The sequence below is a fragment of the Rhodococcus sp. W8901 genome, from assembly GCF_013348805.1.
Classification (GTDB): domain Bacteria; phylum Actinomycetota; class Actinomycetes; order Mycobacteriales; family Mycobacteriaceae; genus Prescottella.
Genome location: NZ_CP054690.1, coordinates 2,627,777 through 2,644,821, shown reverse-complemented (window position 1 = coordinate 2,644,821; position 17,045 = coordinate 2,627,777). Strand labels below are relative to the sequence as shown.

15 protein-coding genes are annotated in these 17,045 nt (G+C 70.0%); all 15 read right to left on the bottom strand.

The window, feature by feature from the left end; genetic code table 11:
- Positions 1-280: 280 nt before the first annotated feature.
- Positions 281-1,066 (bottom strand): triose-phosphate isomerase, encoded by a 786-nt coding sequence (gene tpiA, locus HUN07_RS12490; RefSeq protein WP_114722711.1) that lies wholly within the window; start codon positions 1,064-1,066, stop codon positions 281-283.
- A 3-nt stretch (positions 1,067-1,069) separates the two neighbouring features.
- Entirely contained in the window at positions 1,070-2,281 is a 1,212-nt protein-coding gene (locus tag HUN07_RS12485) for a phosphoglycerate kinase (RefSeq protein ID WP_114722710.1), read from the bottom strand.
- A gap of 16 nt (positions 2,282-2,297) precedes the next feature.
- Complete coding sequence (gap, locus tag HUN07_RS12480; protein ID WP_114722709.1) at positions 2,298-3,317, bottom strand: type I glyceraldehyde-3-phosphate dehydrogenase; 1,020 nt, start codon at positions 3,315-3,317, stop codon at positions 2,298-2,300.
- A 194-nt stretch (positions 3,318-3,511) separates the two neighbouring features.
- A complete protein-coding gene (gene whiA, locus HUN07_RS12475; RefSeq protein WP_174914673.1) occupies positions 3,512-4,489 on the bottom strand; it encodes a DNA-binding protein WhiA in 978 nt (325 codons plus the stop codon).
- Positions 4,486-5,547 carry a gluconeogenesis factor YvcK family protein gene (locus tag HUN07_RS12470; protein WP_114722707.1) on the bottom strand — a complete coding sequence of 354 codons (1,062 nt, stop codon included), beginning with the start codon at positions 5,545-5,547 and terminating at the stop codon, positions 4,486-4,488. Before HUN07_RS12470 ends, whiA begins: the two co-directional genes overlap by 4 nt.
- A complete protein-coding gene (gene rapZ / locus HUN07_RS12465; RefSeq protein WP_114722756.1) occupies positions 5,544-6,410 on the bottom strand; it encodes an RNase adapter RapZ in 867 nt (288 codons plus the stop codon). The genes HUN07_RS12470 and rapZ overlap by 4 nt, the downstream gene beginning before the upstream one ends.
- 29 nt (positions 6,411-6,439) lie before the next feature.
- A complete protein-coding gene (gene uvrC / locus HUN07_RS12460; RefSeq protein ID WP_174909976.1) occupies positions 6,440-8,614 on the bottom strand; it encodes an excinuclease ABC subunit UvrC in 2,175 nt (724 codons plus the stop codon).
- A gap of 32 nt (positions 8,615-8,646) precedes the next feature.
- A complete protein-coding gene (locus tag HUN07_RS12455; RefSeq protein ID WP_114722705.1) occupies positions 8,647-9,105 on the bottom strand; it encodes a PH domain-containing protein in 459 nt (152 codons plus the stop codon).
- Positions 9,102-9,599, bottom strand: a complete 498-nt coding sequence (gene ribH / locus HUN07_RS12450; RefSeq protein ID WP_174909974.1) for a 6,7-dimethyl-8-ribityllumazine synthase — start codon at positions 9,597-9,599, stop codon at positions 9,102-9,104. Before ribH ends, HUN07_RS12455 begins: the two co-directional genes overlap by 4 nt.
- The gene (locus HUN07_RS12445; RefSeq protein WP_114722703.1) at positions 9,596-10,843 is read right to left on the bottom strand and encodes a bifunctional 3,4-dihydroxy-2-butanone-4-phosphate synthase/GTP cyclohydrolase II; all 1,248 of its coding nucleotides are present in this window, start codon (positions 10,841-10,843) and stop codon (positions 9,596-9,598) included. Before HUN07_RS12445 ends, ribH begins: the two co-directional genes overlap by 4 nt.
- A gap of 107 nt (positions 10,844-10,950) precedes the next feature.
- Positions 10,951-11,562 (bottom strand): riboflavin synthase, encoded by a 612-nt coding sequence (locus tag HUN07_RS12440; RefSeq protein ID WP_174909972.1) that lies wholly within the window; start codon positions 11,560-11,562, stop codon positions 10,951-10,953.
- Positions 11,563-11,625: 63 nt separating this feature from the next.
- Entirely contained in the window at positions 11,626-12,621 is a 996-nt protein-coding gene (ribD, locus tag HUN07_RS12435) for a bifunctional diaminohydroxyphosphoribosylaminopyrimidine deaminase/5-amino-6-(5-phosphoribosylamino)uracil reductase RibD (protein ID WP_174914671.1), read from the bottom strand.
- A 44-nt stretch (positions 12,622-12,665) separates the two neighbouring features.
- Positions 12,666-13,349: a ribulose-phosphate 3-epimerase gene (gene rpe, locus HUN07_RS12430; RefSeq protein ID WP_174909970.1), complete on the bottom strand. Its 684-nt coding sequence runs from the start codon at positions 13,347-13,349 to the stop codon at positions 12,666-12,668.
- 224 nt (positions 13,350-13,573) lie between these two features.
- A complete protein-coding gene (locus HUN07_RS12425; RefSeq protein WP_174909968.1) occupies positions 13,574-15,925 on the bottom strand; it encodes a glycoside hydrolase family 65 protein in 2,352 nt (783 codons plus the stop codon).
- 88 nt (positions 15,926-16,013) lie between these two features.
- A complete protein-coding gene (locus tag HUN07_RS12420; protein ID WP_174914669.1) occupies positions 16,014-17,024 on the bottom strand; it encodes a zinc-binding alcohol dehydrogenase family protein in 1,011 nt (336 codons plus the stop codon).
- Positions 17,025-17,045: the final 21 nt, after the last annotated feature.

The following is a 17,045-nucleotide window of genomic DNA, read 5'->3' as shown; positions in this document are numbered from 1 at the left end:
GAGATCTACCGCCAACTCATCGGGGTCGATGCGAGCTACCTCGAAGCCTCGTTCGCGGGAGGTCGACCGGAACTACGGCACCTTCGACCGGTACCTGACGGAGGGACTCGGCGTCGACCGGGCAACGATTGTCACGCGGCAGGCAAAGCTGCTCCTCTGCGCGCATGAACGAAAAACGCTGGGCGCGTGACCTTCACGGTCACGCGCCCAGCGTTCGTCTTCGGGTTGCTACCGGATCACGGCAGCGACATCAGCCGTTCACGGCAGCGACATCAGCCGTTCACGGCAGCGGGCCACCGGCCGCAATGGCCGACAGCGTCGCGAACTCGTCCGCCTTCAACGAGGCGCCGCCCACGAGCGCACCGTCCACGTCCGCCTGGCCGACGATCTCGCCGACGTTCTTGGCGTTGACGGAGCCGCCGTAGAGCACGCGGACACCGGCAGCGACCTCCGGGGAAGCCAGCTCGACCAGGGTCTCGCGCACTGCCTTGCAGACCTCCTGGGCGTCGGCGGCCGAGGCCACCTTGCCCGTGCCGATGGCCCACACCGGCTCGTACGCGACGACGACCTTGGCGATCTCGTCCGCCGACAGGCCCGCGAGCGAGCCCTTCAGCTGCGCGACGTTGTACGCCACGTGCTCGCCGGCCTCGCGGATGTTCAGGCCCTCACCGATGCACACGATCGGGGTGAGCCCGTTCTTCAGCGCCGCCTTGGTCTTGGCGAGCACCAGCTCGTCGGACTCACCGTGCAGCGTGCGCCGCTCGGAGTGTCCGACCACGACGAACGTGCAACCCAGCTTGGCCAGCATGGAACCGCTGATCTCGCCGGTGAACGCGCCCGAATCCTGCGCCGAGACGTCCTGCGCACCGTAGGTGAGCAGGAGCTTGTCGCCCTCGACCAGCGTCTGCACGCTGCGGATGTCGGTGAACGGCGGGATCACCGTCACGTCGACCTTCTCGAAGTACTTCGCGGGCAACGAGAAAGCGATCTTCTGCACCAGGGCGATGGCCTCGAGGTGGTTGAGATTCATCTTCCAGTTGCCGGCGATCAGGGGCTTTCGAGTCAAACCTCAGCCCTCCAGTGCTTCGATGCCGGGCAGGGTCTTGCCCTCGAGGTATTCGAGGGACGCGCCGCCGCCGGTCGAGATGTGCGAGAAGCCGTCCTCGGGCAGACCGAGCTGACGCACGGCCGCCGCGGAGTCACCGCCGCCGACGACGCTGAACGCGCCCTTGCCGGTGGCCTCGACGATCGCCTCGGCGACACCCTTGGTGCCGGCCGCGAACTTCGAGAACTCGAACACACCCATCGGGCCGTTCCAGAACACCGTCTTGGCACCCGAGAGGATCGCCGCGAAGCGCTCCACCGACTCCGGTCCGATGTCCAGACCCATCCAGCCGTCCGGGATCTCGAGGACGGAGACCGTCTTCGACTCCGCGTCCGCCGAGAACGAGTCCGCGATCACCACGTCCTGCGGGATGTGGATGACGTCCGCATACCGCTCGAGCAGGTCCTTGCAGGTGCCGATCATCTCTTCCTGGCACAGCGAGTTGCCCACCGAGATGCCCTGCGCGGCAAGGAAGGTGTAGTACATGCCGCCACCGATGACGAGGGTGTCGACCTTGGGGGCCAACGCCTCGATCACGGCGAGCTTGTCCGACACCTTCGAGCCGCCGAGCACGACCGCGTACGGACGCTCGGAGTCCTGCGTCAGCTTCTGCAGCACCTCGACCTCGGCCGCGACCAGGTTGCCCGCGTAGTGCGGGAGCAGCTCGGCCACGTCGTAGACCGACGCCTGCTTGCGGTGCACGACGCCGAAACCGTCGGAGACGAACGCGCCGTCGCCGTCGACGAGGTCGACGAGCGCCTTCGCCAGCGCCTCGCGCTCGGCGTCGTCCTTGCTGGTCTCGCGCGGATCGAAACGGATGTTCTCCAGCAGGAGGACATCGCCGTCCGTCAGGCCCTCGGAACGCGCGAGCGCGTCCTGGCCCACCACGTCACCGGCCAGCTGGACGTTGCGGCCCAGCACCTCACCGAGCTTCGTGGCGACAGGCGCCAGCGACAGCGCCGGATCCGGCTCGCCCTTGGGGCGGCCGAGGTGCGCCATCACGATGACCTTGGCGCCCGCCTCGGCCAACGCCGAGATGGTCGGCGCGGACGCGACGATCCGGCCCGGATCGGTGATCGTTCCGTTGTCCAGCGGAACGTTGAGGTCGGAGCGCACCAGCACGGTACGGCCCTCGACCCCCTCGTCCAGCAGATCCTTCAGAGTCTTGACAGCCACGTGGACCAGACCCGGATCAGAGGGACTTGGCGACGAGGCCGATGAGGTCCGCGAGGCGGTTCGAGTAGCCCCACTCGTTGTCGTACCAGGAGACGACCTTGACCTGGTCGTCGATGACCTTGGTCAGGCCGGCGTCGAAGATCGAGGAGTGCGGATCCGTCACGATGTCCGAGGACACGATGGGAGCCTCGGTGTACTTGAGGATGCCCTTCAGCGGGCCCTCGGCGGCAGCCTTCATCGCGGCGTTGATCTCGGCGATGGTGGCCGGCTTCGCGAGGTTCACCGTCAGGTCGGTGACCGAGCCCGTGGGGATCGGCACGCGCAGCGCGTAGCCGTCCAGCTTGCCCAGCAGCTGCGGGAGGACCAGGCCGATGGCCTTGGCGGCACCCGTGCCGGTCGGAACGACGTTCAGCGCGGCGGCGCGGGCGCGACGGAGGTCGCTGTGCGGGCCGTCCTGCAGGTTCTGGTCCTGCGTGTACGCGTGGACCGTCGTCATCAGACCCTTGACGATGCCGAACTCGTCGTCGAGGACCTTGGCGATCGGGCCGAGGCAGTTGGTGGTGCAGGACGCGTTGGAGATGATGTCCTGGCTGCCGTCGTACTTGTCGTCGTTGACGCCCATCACGATCGTGATGTCCTCGCCCTTGGCGGGCGCGGAGATGATGACCTTCTTGGCACCGGCCTCGAGGTGGCCCTTGGCCTTCTCGGCGTCGGTGAAGATGCCCGTGGACTCGACGACGACGTCGACGCCCAGCTCGCCCCAGGGGAGCTCGCTCAGCGGGCCGCGGTGCGCCAGCGCCTTGATCTTGGTGTCGCCGACGACGATGGTGTCGTCACCCTCGAGCGAGACCTCGTGCGGCAGACGACCCAGGATCGAGTCGTACTTGAGCAGGTGAGCCAGCGTCGCGTTGTCCGTGAGGTCGTTGACCGCCACGATCTCGATGTCGGTGGTGCCGAGCGCCTTCTGCGCATCGACCGCCCTGAAGAAGTTACGTCCGATACGACCGAAGCCGTTGATGCCTACCCGGACCGTCACAGTTAGCTCCTTTGCCCATCTACTCTGGTGTGCCAGTTTTCGCCCGCGAGAACCCCGCGAGCACGTGATACCCACGACTATCGAACCGAAACGCGAGACTCATCGGTCGATGCGTGTCCCACCCTAGTGCGCGCACCCGCATACGCGCGCATCTGCCCCGGTCACCGGAACCGGGGTGGGTCGTCGACCGATCGTCACGCCTCTTCGAGCAACTCCGGGGTCACCGCCGACTCCGTGTCGGGGACCCCGACCTCCTTGGCCTTGCGGTCCGCCATCGACAGCAGTCGCCGGATGCGACCGGCGACGGCGTCCTTGGTCATCGGCGGATCCGCGAGCTGCCCCAACTCCTCGAGCGAGGCCTGCCGATGCTTGACGCGCAACGTGCCCGCCGCCGCGAGGTGGTCGGGGACGTCCTCGCCGAGGATCTCGAGGGCCCGTTCGACCCGCGCCGCAGCCGCGACGGCCGCGCGCGCGGACCGGCGCAGGTTCGCGTCGTCGAAGTTCGCGAGACGGTTCGCCGTGGCGCGCACCTCGCGGCGCATGCGGCGTTCCTCCCACGTGAGCCGGGTGTCCTGCGCACCCATCCGGGTGAGCAGCGCGCCGATCGCCTCGCCGTCGCGCACGACCACCCGGTCGGTGCCACGGACCTCGCGCGCCTTCGCAGTGATGCCGAGCCTCCGGGCCGCGCCGACCAGCGCGAGGGCCGCCTCCGGGCCCGGGCAGCTGATCTCGAGGGCCGAGGAGCGCCCCGGCTCGGTGAGTGAGCCGTGCGCCAGGAACGCGCCGCGCCACGCGGCCTCCGCGTCCCCCACGCTGCCGCCCACGACCTGCGCCGGCAGGCCCCGCACCGGACGCCCCCGCATGTCGAGCAGTCCGGTCCGGCGGGCCAGCGCCTCGCCTTCCTTCGCGACCCGCACGACGTATCGGGAGCTCTTGCGCAGGCCACTGGCGCTCAGCACGTGCACGTCCGAGTGGTACCCGTAGAGGTCGAGGATCTCGCCGCGCAGGCGCCGTGCGATCGATCCGAGGTCCACCTCGGCTTCCACGACGACCCGGCCGCCCACGATGTGCAGCCCGCCGGCGAACCGGAGCAGCGCCGACACCTCCGCCTTCCGACAACTCACCTGAGTCACCGTGAGCCTGCTGAGCTCGTCCTTGACCTCGGCTGTCATCGCCACGTGGCGCTCTCCCTTCCCCCTGCTGTCCGTTCGGCAGGCTGCTCGCTCCCGCGCACCTCGACCGGGCGGTGCTCGCCCGTCTGTTGCGCGGTGAGGCGTTCGAGCACCGCCGCGAGCTTGCCCGCATGATGCTTGTGGGTTCCGTCCTCGGCGACATCCGCGTAGACGACGTCCGCGCCGAGTTGCGTCGCGGCGCGGCACAGATGGTCGCGTTCACGCCCGGCCGGAACCGATGCCGAGTCGACGACCACATGGTCGACACGGAATTCGGGCGCGTGCTGGCACAGTACGTGCAGATGACGTTCCGCGGAGAATCCTGCGGTCTCGCCGGGTTCGGGCGCGAGGTTGAGGATCAGCACCTTCCGCGCAGACGAACGCATCAGACCGTCGAGCAGGTCCGGCACGAGAACGTGAGGAATCACACTCGAAAACCACGAACCGGGTCCGAGCACGGCGACATCGGCATTCTCGATCGCGGCCAGGGCGTCGGGGCACGCGGGCGGGCTCGCCGGCAGCAGCCGCACGCGGCGCACCTTTCCCGGTGTAGTCGCGACCGCGACTTGTCCGCGGATGCACCGGCTCACCCGTGGATCGGACTCCAGTCCGACGACGTCCGCCTCGATCTCCAACGCCACCGGCGACATCGGCAGCACCCGGCCCTCGACGTCGAGCAGTCGCGCCACGGTGTCGAGCGCCGCGACCGTGTCGCCGAGGACCTCGGTGAGACCGGCGAGAATCAGGTTTCCGACCGAGTGGCCCGCGAGGGCGCCCGTGCCGCCGAAGCGGTGCTGGACGGCGTCCGTCCACGTCTGGACCTGTGGTTCCCGCGACGCGAGCGCGGCCAGTGCCATCCGCAGATCGCCCGGCGGGATCACGCCGAGTTCACCGCGCAGCCGTCCCGAGGAACCTCCGTCGTCGGCGACCGTGACCACCGCGGTCACGTCCGAACTCAGCCGCCGCGCGGCGCTGAGCGTCGCGTACAGACCGTGGCCTCCACCCAGCGCGACGATTCGGGGTGTGCGGCCGTTGCCGTGCAGTCGATCGTCGCTCATTCGCGCCCCACATCACGGTGCACGACGCGGACGGCGAGGCCGTCTTCCTTCTGCAGACGCGCCGCGAGCGCCTCCGACATGGCAACACTGCGATGCTTGCCGCCGGTGCATCCGACCGCGATGGTCATGTAGCGCTTTCCCTCCCGGCGGTATCCCGCCGTCGTCAGTTCCAGCAGGCGCAGGTACGTATCCAGGTACTCCTGGGCCTCGTCGCGGGACAGGACGTAGTCCCGAACCGCCTCCTCCAGTCCGGTGTGCTCGCGCAGTTCGGGAATCCAGTGCGGATTCGGCAGGAACCGCACGTCGCACACCAGGTCCGCGTCCATCGGCAGACCGTGCTTGAACCCGAACGACTGCACGGTCACCTGGATCTCGGAGCTGCCCTCGCCGCCGAAGGCCGTCTCGATCTTCTCGCGCAGCTCGCGGACCGCGAGCGAGGACGTGTCGACCACCAGGTCGGCCGCGGCCCGCACCTGAGCCAGCTTCGCCCGCTCGGCGGCGATCCCCTCCGAGAGGGTGCCTTCCTTGCTGTCGCTCTGCAGCGGGTGGCTGCGTCGCACGTGCTCGAACCGGCGGATCAGGACCGAGTCGTTGGCCTCGAGGAACAACACCCGGATCTGCACGGGCATCGCCTCGAGCGCGGTCACGACCCGGCCCAGGTCGCCGGAGAACGGGCGGCTGCGCACGTCCATCACCACTGCGAGCCGCCGGATCGGCGGATCGGACTCGACCCCGAGGTCGACCATCCGGGCGATGAGCTCGGGCGGCAGGTTGTCGACGACATACCAGCCGAGGTCCTCGAGGACCTTCGCCGCCGTGCTCAGCCCCGCACCGGACAGTCCGGTGACGAGCGCAACCTCCATGCCTTGCCCACCAGAATCCTGCAGGTCGTTCACTCGAGAGTGTGTCCTGTTCGTTTCGAAGCGCCGATGTCCGTCACATCATCCCCCACGACGGCGCTGCCCGCAGCGACATCCGATCCGGCATCGCCCGGTGCAGGCGCAGGATCGGCCGCCGGATCGGACCCCGCGAGCGCCTCGAGGACCGCCTGTGCGGTGGCGGTGCCGATCCCCGGAACGGCGGTGATCTCCTCGACGGTCGCGCTGCGCAACCTGGCCACAGACCCGAAATGGGTGACGAGTGCGGTCCGCCGAGTCTCCCCCAGCCCGCGCACCGAGTCCAGGGCCGACGCGGTCATCCGCCGTGATCGCTTGCTGCGGTGGAACGTGATCGCGAAACGGTGCGCCTCGTCGCGGACCCGCTGCAGCAGGTACAGCGATTCGCTGGTCCGGGGCAGGATCACCGGATCCTCCTCCCCCGGCACCCACACCTCCTCGAGGCGCTTCGCGAGTCCGATGACCGCGACATCGGTGATGCCGAGTTCGTCGAGCACCTCCGCGGCGGCCGCGACCTGCGGGGCGCCGCCGTCCACGACGTACAGGTTGGGCGGGTACGCGAACCTACGGGGCCGCCCGGTCCGGGGGTCGAGCGCGGCCTCCGGCGCGAGATCGCCGCCGTCGGCCCCGTCACCGTCGATGTCGGCGCCGGGGTTCGCCCCCGCAGCGACGTCCCGGTTGTGCCGCAGGAACCGGCGACGGGTCACCTCGGCGATGCTCGCGACGTCGTCGGAGCGGCCGTCACCGGCGGCCTCCTTGATCGCGTAGTGGCGGTAGTCGGACTTGCGCGGAAGACCGTCCTCGAACACGACCAGCGACGCGACGACGTCGGTGCCCTGGACGTGGCTGATGTCGACGCACTCGATCCGCAACGGGGCCGAATCCAGGTCGAGCGCCTCCTGGATACCCTGCAGCGCAGCCGATCTCGACGTGAAGTCGCCAGCACGCTTGAGCTTGTGCTGCGTGAGCGCCTCCTTGGCGTTGCGCTCGACGGTCTCGGCGAGCGCCTTCTTGTCGCCGCGCTGCGGGACCCGCAACTGCACGGATGACCCGCGCAGCGTCGAGAGCCACCGCTGGATCTCTTCGGCGCCCCGCGGCAGCACCGGGACGAGTACCTCCCGGGGGACGGCGTTGGCCGGCTGGTCGGCCTGTGCGCCGCCGTCGCCCAGGGCGGCCTGCTCGCCGTAGAACTGGGTGAGGAACTGCTCCACCAGGATCGCCTCCTCCGAGGCGCCGGGGGCGCCGGCGGCATCGGCGGCATCGAGGGCGACCGCGTCCCGCTCGATCACGTCGCCCGCCTTCTCGACCACCCAGCCGCGTTGACCCCGGACCCGGCCGCCGCGGACGTGGAACACCTGCACCGCCGCTTCGAGGTCGTCGGACGCGAACGCCACCAGGTCGGCGTCGGTGCCGTCACCGAGGACGACGGCCTGCTTCTCGAGCGCCTTCTTCAGTGCACCGATGTCGTCGCGCAGCCGAGCGGCGGTCTCGAAGTCGAGTTCCTCCGCGGCGTCCTGCATCCGGACCTCGAGCTGGCGGACCAGCCGATCGGTGCGCCCGGACAGGAAGTCGCAGAAGTCCTCGACGATCTCCCGGTGCTCCGCGGCACTGACCCGGCCGACGCACGGCGCCGAGCACTTGTCGATGTAGCCGAGTAGGCACGGCCGGCCGATCTGGCTGTGCCGCTTGAATACTCCGGCCGAGCACGTCCGGGCAGGAAAAACCCGCAGCAGCAGATCCAGCGTCTCGCGAATGGCCCAGGCGTGCGAGTACGGACCGAAGTAGCGCACTCCCTTGCGGCGCGGACCGCGGTAGACGAACAGTCGCGGGAACTCCTCGTTCAACGTCACCGCGAGGACGGGGTACGTCTTGTCGTCGCGATAGCGGACGTTGAACCGTGGATCGAACTCCTTGATCCAGTTGTATTCGAGCTGGAGTGCCTCGACCTCGGTGCTGACGACCGTCCACTCGACACTGCCCGCGGTGGTGACCATCTGCCGGGTCCGCGGATGCAGCGACGAGACGTCCGCGAAGTACGAGTTCAGTCGCGACCGCAGACTCTTCGCCTTGCCGACGTAGATGACCCGGCCGTGCGGGTCGCGGAACTTGTAGACACCCGGCGCCGCCGGGATGGTTCCCGGGGCGGGGCGATACGTCGAAGGATCAGGCACGATTCAAGGTTAGTCGGCGGTACCGACGGCACTCAGGCGGCGCGCGAGCCCGTGTACTTCGCTTCGAGCTCGCGGAACCGGCGGACCGCCCGCACCGCGTGCTCGCCGTCGTTGGCCTGGATCGCCATCACCGGCACGTACTCGTCGTCGGGCAGCTCGATCCGGGCCCACGGCGCCCCGTCCGGGAACGACATGCCCTCGTCCAGATCCCAGTCGACGATGCGCTCACCGAGGATGTTGCGGACCGCGATGCCCCGCGGACCGACCCGCAGGCGCGGACGGGTCAGCAGCAGCACGCCGCCCGCCAGCAGGATCCCGATGCCCGCCATCGCGAACTGGTCCACCACCCGGAAGTACACACCGGTCGCCGACGTCCGGAGCAGGACGCCGAGCGTCACGTGCACCACCACCAGCACGGCCGCGGCGATCATCGCGTAGCGCGGCGACTTCTTGGAGCGGACCTCGAACTCCCAGTCCTCGTTCGCGCTCATCGGGTCGACTGCCCCGTCCGCATGCGTCGGAGCTGCGCGAGCGTGACCGCGGTGTCGATCGCCGCCGCGCACGCCTCGCCGCCCTTGTCCTCGACCGAGCCGGGCAGGCCCGACCGGTCCAGTGCCTGCTGCTCGGTGTCGGTGGTGAGCACGCCGTTGCCGACCGGGGTGCCCTCGTCGAGGGACACCCGGGTCAGGCCGGCCGTCACGGCGTCGCACACGTACTCGAAGTGCGGTGTGCCACCGCGGATCACGACGCCGAGCGCGACGACGGCGTCGTGCGAGCGCGCCAGTTCCTGCGCCACGACGGGCAACTCGATCGCGCCCGCCACGCGGATCAGCGTCGGCTCCTCGATCTGAGCCTGCTTGGCGACGCGCCTGGCGCCGGCGACGAGCGCCTCACTGATCTCGGGGTGCCACTGGCCGGCGACTATCGCGAGCTTGAGATTCTTGGCCATGCCGAGCTGGAGGTCGGGGCGTCCCTCGCCGCTCACAGTGCGTCCCCGGCCTCGAACTCGTCCAGACCGATCATGTCGTGGCCCATGCGATCCCGCTTGGTGCGCAGGTACGTGAGGTTCTCGGCGTTCGCGCGCAGCGGCATCGGAACCCGGTCGGTGATCTGCAGGCCGTAGCCGTCGAGGCCTACTCGCTTGGCCGGATTGTTCGTCAGCAGCCGCATCGACTTGATGCCGAGGTCGACGAGGATCTGCGCGCCGATGCCGTAGTCGCGGGCGTCCGCCGGCAGGCCGAGCTGCAGGTTCGCGTCGACGGTGTCCGAGCCCGCGTCCTGCAACTGGTACGCCTGCAGCTTGTGCATCAGGCCGATGCCGCGGCCTTCGTGTCCGCGCATGTACAGCACGACACCGCGGCCCTCCTGCGCCACCATGTCGAGTGCGGCATCCAGCTGGGGGCCACAGTCGCAGCGCAGCGAACCGAAGACATCGCCGGTGAGGCACTCCGAGTGCACGCGGACCAGCACGTCGCTGCCGTCGCTGTCGGAGAGGTCGCCGCGGACGAGCGCGACGTGCTCGACGTCGTCGTAGATGCTGCGGTAGCCGACGGCGGTGAAGTCACCGTGACGGGTGGGGATCCGGGCCTCGGCGACACGCACGACGTGCTTCTCGTGCTTGCGGCGCCACGCGATGAGGTCGGCGATCGAGATCAGGGCCAGATCGTGGTCGTCCGCAAACACCCGGAGTTCCTCGGTCTGGGCCATGTGGCCCTCGTCCTTCTGGCTGACGATCTCGCAGATCACGCCGGCCGGACGCAGGTCCGCCATGCGGGCGAGATCGACCGCGGCCTCGGTGTGACCGGGGCGACGCAGGACGCCGCCCTCCTTCGCGCGCAGCGGCACGACGTGGCCGGGACGGGTGAAGTCGTTCGCACCGCTGTCCGGGTCGGCCAGCAGACGCATCGTCGCGGCACGGTCGGAGGCGGAGATGCCGGTGCCGATGCCCTCGCGCGCATCGACGGTGACCGTGTACGCGGTGCCGTGCTTGTCCTGGTTGGTCGCGTACATCGGCGGCAGGCCGAGACGGTCGCAGTCCTCGCCGTCGAGCGGGACGCAGAGGTAACCCGAGGTGTAACGAACCATGAACGCCACGAGTTCGGGGGTGGCCTTCTCCGCCGCGAAGATGAGGTCGCCCTCGTTCTCGCGATCCTCGTCGTCGACTACGACAACCGCTTTACCTGCGGCGATGTCAGCGACTGCGCGCTCGATGCTGTCGAACCTGGTCACGTGCTTGGGCTCCAAATTCTTGAACTGGTGTGCTCGAGTATGTCCCGGCGCATCGCTTCAGATGCACCTCAACAGTACGACCTCGCGATACGAGGTCGTTATTCCGGCTATCGGCCGCCGGCGGTGTGCAGGCGTTCGACGTACTTGGCGATGACGTCCACCTCCAGGTTGACCGGGGTGCCGGGCTCGGCCGAGCCGAGCGTGGTCAGGCCGAGGGTGGTCGGGATCAGGGAGATCTCGAAGTACTCGTCGCCGCGCTGTCCGCCCAGCGCGGACACGGTCAGCGACACACCGTCGACGGTGATCGAGCCCTTCTCGACGACGTACCGGGCGATGCTCGACGGCAGCGAGATCCGCACCACGGTCCAGTTCTCGGACGGGCTCCGGCTGATGACCTCGCCGGTGCCGTCGACGTGGCCCTGAACGATGTGCCCGCCGAGCCGGCTGTTCACCGCGGCGGCACGTTCCAGGTTGACCCGGCTGCCCACATCGAGGGCGCCGAGGCTCGACCGCACGAGGGTCTCGCGCATCACGTCGGCCGTGAACGATTCCCCGTCGAGGACGTCGACGACGGTCAGGCAGACGCCGTTGACGGCGATCGAGTCGCCGTGCCCCGCATCGGAGGTGACCAGCGGTCCGCGCACGGTGAACCGAGCGGCGTCCGCCAGGTCCTCCTTGGCGACGATCTCGCCGAGTTCCTCGACGATTCCGGTGAACATGTCTTCGCTCACTCCTTCGGATCCCGGAGGGATCGGTTCAACGGTGATCCCGGAGGGATCGGTTCAACTTCGGATCCCCCGCGGGATCAGGTTCAACAACAGGTCGTCGCCGATCGTCTCGACGCTCTCCCGCCGAAACCGTAGCGCCTCGGCGATGGTGTGGACCCCCGCGTCTTCCACTGCGTGGGACCCTGCGCCCAACACGACGGGCGCGAGGTACGCCTGGACCCGATCGACCCGTCCGGCGGCGAGGAACGCCCCGGCCAGCCGGGGGCCGCCCTCGATCAGGACATCGTCCTGATCAGCGAGGGCGACCAGCACGTCGTCGACGTCGTGGGTGCGCAGTACCAGCGTCGGGGCTGCATCGTCCAGGACCTTCGCGGTGGGCGGGATCTCGCGCGTCCCGACCACTACGCGCAGCGGCTGGTGCGGGGCGAGCGAGCCGTCGGGCAGGCGCGCGGTGAGCCACGGATCGTCGGCCAGGACCGTGCCGGTTCCGACGACGATGGCGTCGAGCAGCGCCCGGTCGGCGTGCACTCGTGCCCGCGCCTCCGGCCCGGTGATCCACTGGCTGGTGCCGTCCGCGGCGGCGCTGCGACCGTCGAGGGTGGCGGCGAACTTCCACGTGACGTGCGGACGTCCGTGACGCTGCCGGTGCAGCCACGCGCGAAGTGGGCCGTGTTCGACGTCGTCGGCCGACAGGCCCGCCGACACCGTCACGCCCGCTTCCAGGAGCCGCTGGGCGCCGCCCGCCGCGGCAGGGTTCGGGTCGGACACGGCGTAGTGCACGGCCGCGACCCCGGCGTCGATCAGCGCCTGCGAGCAGGGACCGGTGCGGCCCTGGTGGTTACACGGTTCGAGCGTGACGACCGCCGTCCCTCCGCGGGCCCGCTCCCCGGCCTCGGCGAGCGCGACGACCTCGGCGTGCGCACCGCCCGGGGGCCGGGTGGCGCCGACACCGACGACCGCGCCCGACGCGTCGAGGATCACGGCGCCGACGGGCGGGTTGGGGCTGGTGGCGCCCCGCACGCCGTGCGAGGCGTCGATCGCCAGCCGCATCGCGGCCTCGAGGGCACGCGCAGAGGTCGTCACGGACGGGTCCGTCAGATCGACAGCGTCAGGTGCGGGGACGCCTTGGCCGCCTGCTCACGCAGTCCGCGGACTGCGGCCGCGGGGTCGGCGGCGCCGTAGACGGCGGAACCGGCGACGAAGCAGTCGATGCCGGCCTCGGCCGCCTGCTCGATGGTGTCGACGTTGATGCCGCCGTCGATCTCGACGAGCAGACGCAGTTCGCCCGCGTCGACCAGTTTGCGCACGGCCCGGGCCTTGTCGAGCACGGCCGGGATGAACGACTGGCCGCCGAAGCCGGGCTCGACGCTCATCACGAGCAGGGTGTCGAAACTCTTGAGGATATCGAAGTACGGCTCGATCGGCGTGTTCGGCTTCACGCTCAGGCCCGCCTTGGCGCCGGCCGCGCGGATGTCGCGGGCGACCGCGACCGGATCGTCGGTGGCCTCGGCGTGGAAGGTGACGTTGTGGGCACCGGCCTCGGCGTACGGCGGCGCCCAGCGGCCCGGATCGTCGATCATCAGGTGGCAGTCCAGCGGAATGTCGGTGGCCTTGAGCAGGCTCTGCACGACGGGCAGGCCGAGCGTCAGGTTCGGCACGAAGTGGGCGTCCATGACGTCCACGTGCAGCCAGTCGGCGCCGGCAACAGCGTCGGCCTCCTCGGCGAGGCGTGCGAAGTCTGCGGAGAGAATGGACGGAGCGATCATCGGGGTTGCCACGGCAGCGAGTTTAGTTGTTGCCGCGTGGGGTGGGTGTGCGCGGTTCGGGTGAGGGCCGCAGGGGTTCCGGCGGTGCCGCAGGGGTTCCGGCGGTGCCGCAGGGGTTCTGCATACGGAGAACCCGTGCGACGGCGGGAGAACCCCTGCGACAAACACTCCCGTCTCGCGATCGGGCCACCGACACACCGGGAGCATCCACCCACGTCCGCGGGATCACCGCACGATCATCCGCCGCTCCCCCGCCGCGCGGGCGCCCGCCCCGGCGGCTGGGTCACGACCGGCCCCGCCGGCGGATGCACGGTCGGCATCACCCGAACGTCGTTGCGGCGCAGCGTGACCGGGGTTCCGTCGTGGTACAGGGTCAACTCGTCGCCCTCCGCCAGCCGGTACCGCGTCTCGACCCGGTCGATCTCGACGCGCAGCCGGCACCCGGCGGCCGCCACACCGAACGCGAGCCGATCGATCCCCCGTGGCAGCGCCGGCCGGAACGTCAGCCCGGCTCGCCGACGGCGGGCACCGCCGAAGCCCTGCACCAACGCGATCCAGATGCCGGCCAGCGACGCCAGGTGCAGCCCGTCGCTCGTGTTGTGTTCGAGATTGAGCAGATCGATCAGCGCGGTCTCGCCCAGGTAGGCGTACGCCAGGTCCAGGGCGCCGACGTCGGCGGCGACCACGGCCTGGCTGCACGCGGACAGCGACGAGTCCCGGACCGTGAGCCGTTCGTAGTAGGCGAAGTTGCGTGCCCGCTCCTCCGCGGTGAAGGCGTCGGGCACCCACTGCATCGCAAGCACCACGTCGGCCTGTTTGACCACCTGCTTGCGATACAGGTCGAAGTACGGATAGTGCAGCAGCAGCGGATAATGCTCCGGGGGCGTGCCGGCGAAATCCCACACCTGCCGATCGGTGAAGCCCGCCGACTGCGGGTGCACGCCGCGCCGAGCGTCGTAGGGCACGAACATGCGATCGGCCGCGGTCCGCCACCCGCCGATCTCCTCGTCCGTGACGCCGAGGTCGGGCATCCGGTCCCGGTGTCGCTCGACGATCTCGACTGCGGCGGTCAGGTTCTCGCGGGCCATGAGGTTGGTGTAGAGGTTGTTGCGGACCAGCGCGCTGTACTCGTCGGGGCCCGTCACCCCGTCGATCCGGAAGCGGCCGTCCTCGTCGAAGTAGCCCAGCGAATGCCACAGGCGCGCGCTCTCGACCAGCAGGTCCAGGCCCACCGTCAGCTCGAAGTCGGGGTTGCCGTCGGCCCGCAGATACCCGCTCACCGCGTGCGCGACGGCCGCGTTGACGTGGAAGGCGGCGGCCCCGGCCGGCCAGTACCCGCTGCATTCCTTGCCGGTGATGGTCCGCCACGGGAAGGCCGCGCCGTCGAAGCCTAGTTGCCGCGCCCGCGCCCGCGCCATCCCGAGCGTGGAGTGTCGCCAGGTCAGCGCGTCGCCCACCGCATCCGGCAGCACCGACGTGAGGACCGGCAGCACGAACATCTCGGTGTCCCAGAAGGCGTGGCCGTCGTATCCGCGTCCGGTCAGGCCCTTGGACGCGACGGCCGTCCCCTCGGCCCGCGCCGACGCCTGCAGGATGTGGAACAACGCGAACCGCACCGCCTGCTGCACCTCGGGGTCGCCGTCGACGGTGACGTCGGCGCGCGCCCAGAACGTGTCGAGGTAGGCGCGTTGCTCGGCGGCCAGTCCGTCCCAGCCGCTCTCGCGGGCCAGCGTCAACTCCCCCGCGACCTGGTCGCGCATCGCGGGAGCTGTCCGCCGGGCCGACCAGGCGTGCGCGACGTACTTGACCATGCGCAGGGCCCGGCCCGGCCTCGTGTGACCGGTCACGGTGACCCGCCCCTGGTCCGGGTAGCTCTCGGTCTCGACATGCACGTCGGGCCCCGACACCTCGTGGTCCATCGCGACCGCGATGCGCAGGCCGCTCTCGCCGGTCGTGTGCACCAACTGGACCAGCGCGTCGTGATCGAAGTGTTCCTCCGCGATCAACGGCTCCGCGAGCACCGCGGCCGCCCGGGGATCTGCCTCCGCGTGCGGCATCGGTTCGTTCGCGACCAGTTCCGATTGCAGCACCACCCGCGCCGGCCCGTCCAGCGGCTCCACCTCGTACCGGATCGCACCGAGCGTCCGCTGGGCGAACGACACCAACCGCACGGTCGACACCCGCACCGTCCGGCCGGCCGGGGACTGCCACTCGACGACCCGGCGCAACACACCGGCGCGCATGTCGAGTTCCTGCTCGTGCTTGACGACGTGTCCGCGGCGCACGTCGAACGGCTCGTCGTCGACGAGGAGCCGCACGATCTTGCCGTCGGTGATGTTGATGATCGTCTCGCCCGAGTCGGGGTATCCGTAGCCGGGTTCGGCGTACGGCATGGGTCGGACCTCGTAGACACCGGCCAGGTAGCTGCCCGGCAGCCCGTGTGGATCGCCCTCATCGAGGTTGCCCCGCCACCCGAGGTGACCGTTCGCGAGGGTGAACAGCGACTCGGTCTGCGCGAGCACGTCGAGGTCGAGGCTGGTGGCGCGCAGGCTCCACGGGTCGACGGTGAAGGCGGGATGGGTGATCATGGCGGCCGTCCTCCCACTCGCGGGCGCGGGCCGTCGGAACGCACCCGTCAGTCCACGCTAGGACACCCCCGGCGTTCACGGCGCCGGTTCACGGGACGAGCACCGCGACTCCCCCGAACACGCCGCCCGCCAGATCCGCGAGCGCCCGGTCGGCGGCGTCGAGCGAATATCGGTGGGCGCTCACCCGGAGCCGGTGCTGCTGCGCGAACGCGAGGAACTCCCGCGCGTCCTTCCGCGTGTTCGCGGTGACACTGCGAAGCTGCCGTTCGCGGAACAGGTGCCGCTGATAGTCGAGGGGCGGAATGTCGCTCAGGTGGATGCCGGCCAGTGCGAGCGTGCCGCCGGCGTCGAGCGCCTCCAGCGCGGGCGGCACGAGGTCACCGGTCGGCGCGAACAGGATGGCCGAATCCAGCGGTTCCGGCGGCGGGTCCGCGGCGCCCTGCACCGATGCCGCACCGAGACTGAACGCCAGCTCGCGGGCCTCCTCCCCACGCGTCATCACGTGCACGCGCGCGCCGCGCGCCAGCGCGACCTGCGCGGTGAGGTGCGCACTGCCGCCGAACCCGTAGATGCCGAGCCGGCCGCCCTCGGGCAGATCGGCGCGCAGCAGCGACCGATAGCCGATGATGCCCGCGCACAGCAGCGGCGCGAGTTCCACCAGCGGATAGCCGGTGGGCAGTTCCAGCGCGAAGTCGGCCGGCACGGTGGTGTACTCGGCGTAACCGCCGTCGGCGTCCCAGCCGGTGTACGTCGAATAGGGACAGAGGTTCTCGTCTCCGCGCACGCAGTAGCGGCAGTGTCCGCACGTGCTGCGCAGCCACGGGACGCCGACGCGCTGTCCCGGTGTGAACCGTCCGGCGTGCTCGCCGAGGTCCTCGCCGACGCCCACGACCTCGCCGATCACCTCGTGCCCCGGTATGACGTTGAGGCGGTGCGGCGGCAACTCGCCTTCGACGACGTGCAGATCGGTGCGGCACACTCCGCACGCGAGCACCCGGACCAGCAGTTCGCCGCTGTTCGGTCGGGGCAGAAGTTCCCGGCCGATCTGGAGCGGGCGATCGGTGAGTGGACCCGGTCTCGTCGTCCGCCAGGCACGCATCATGGTGGTCGACGTCGTGGT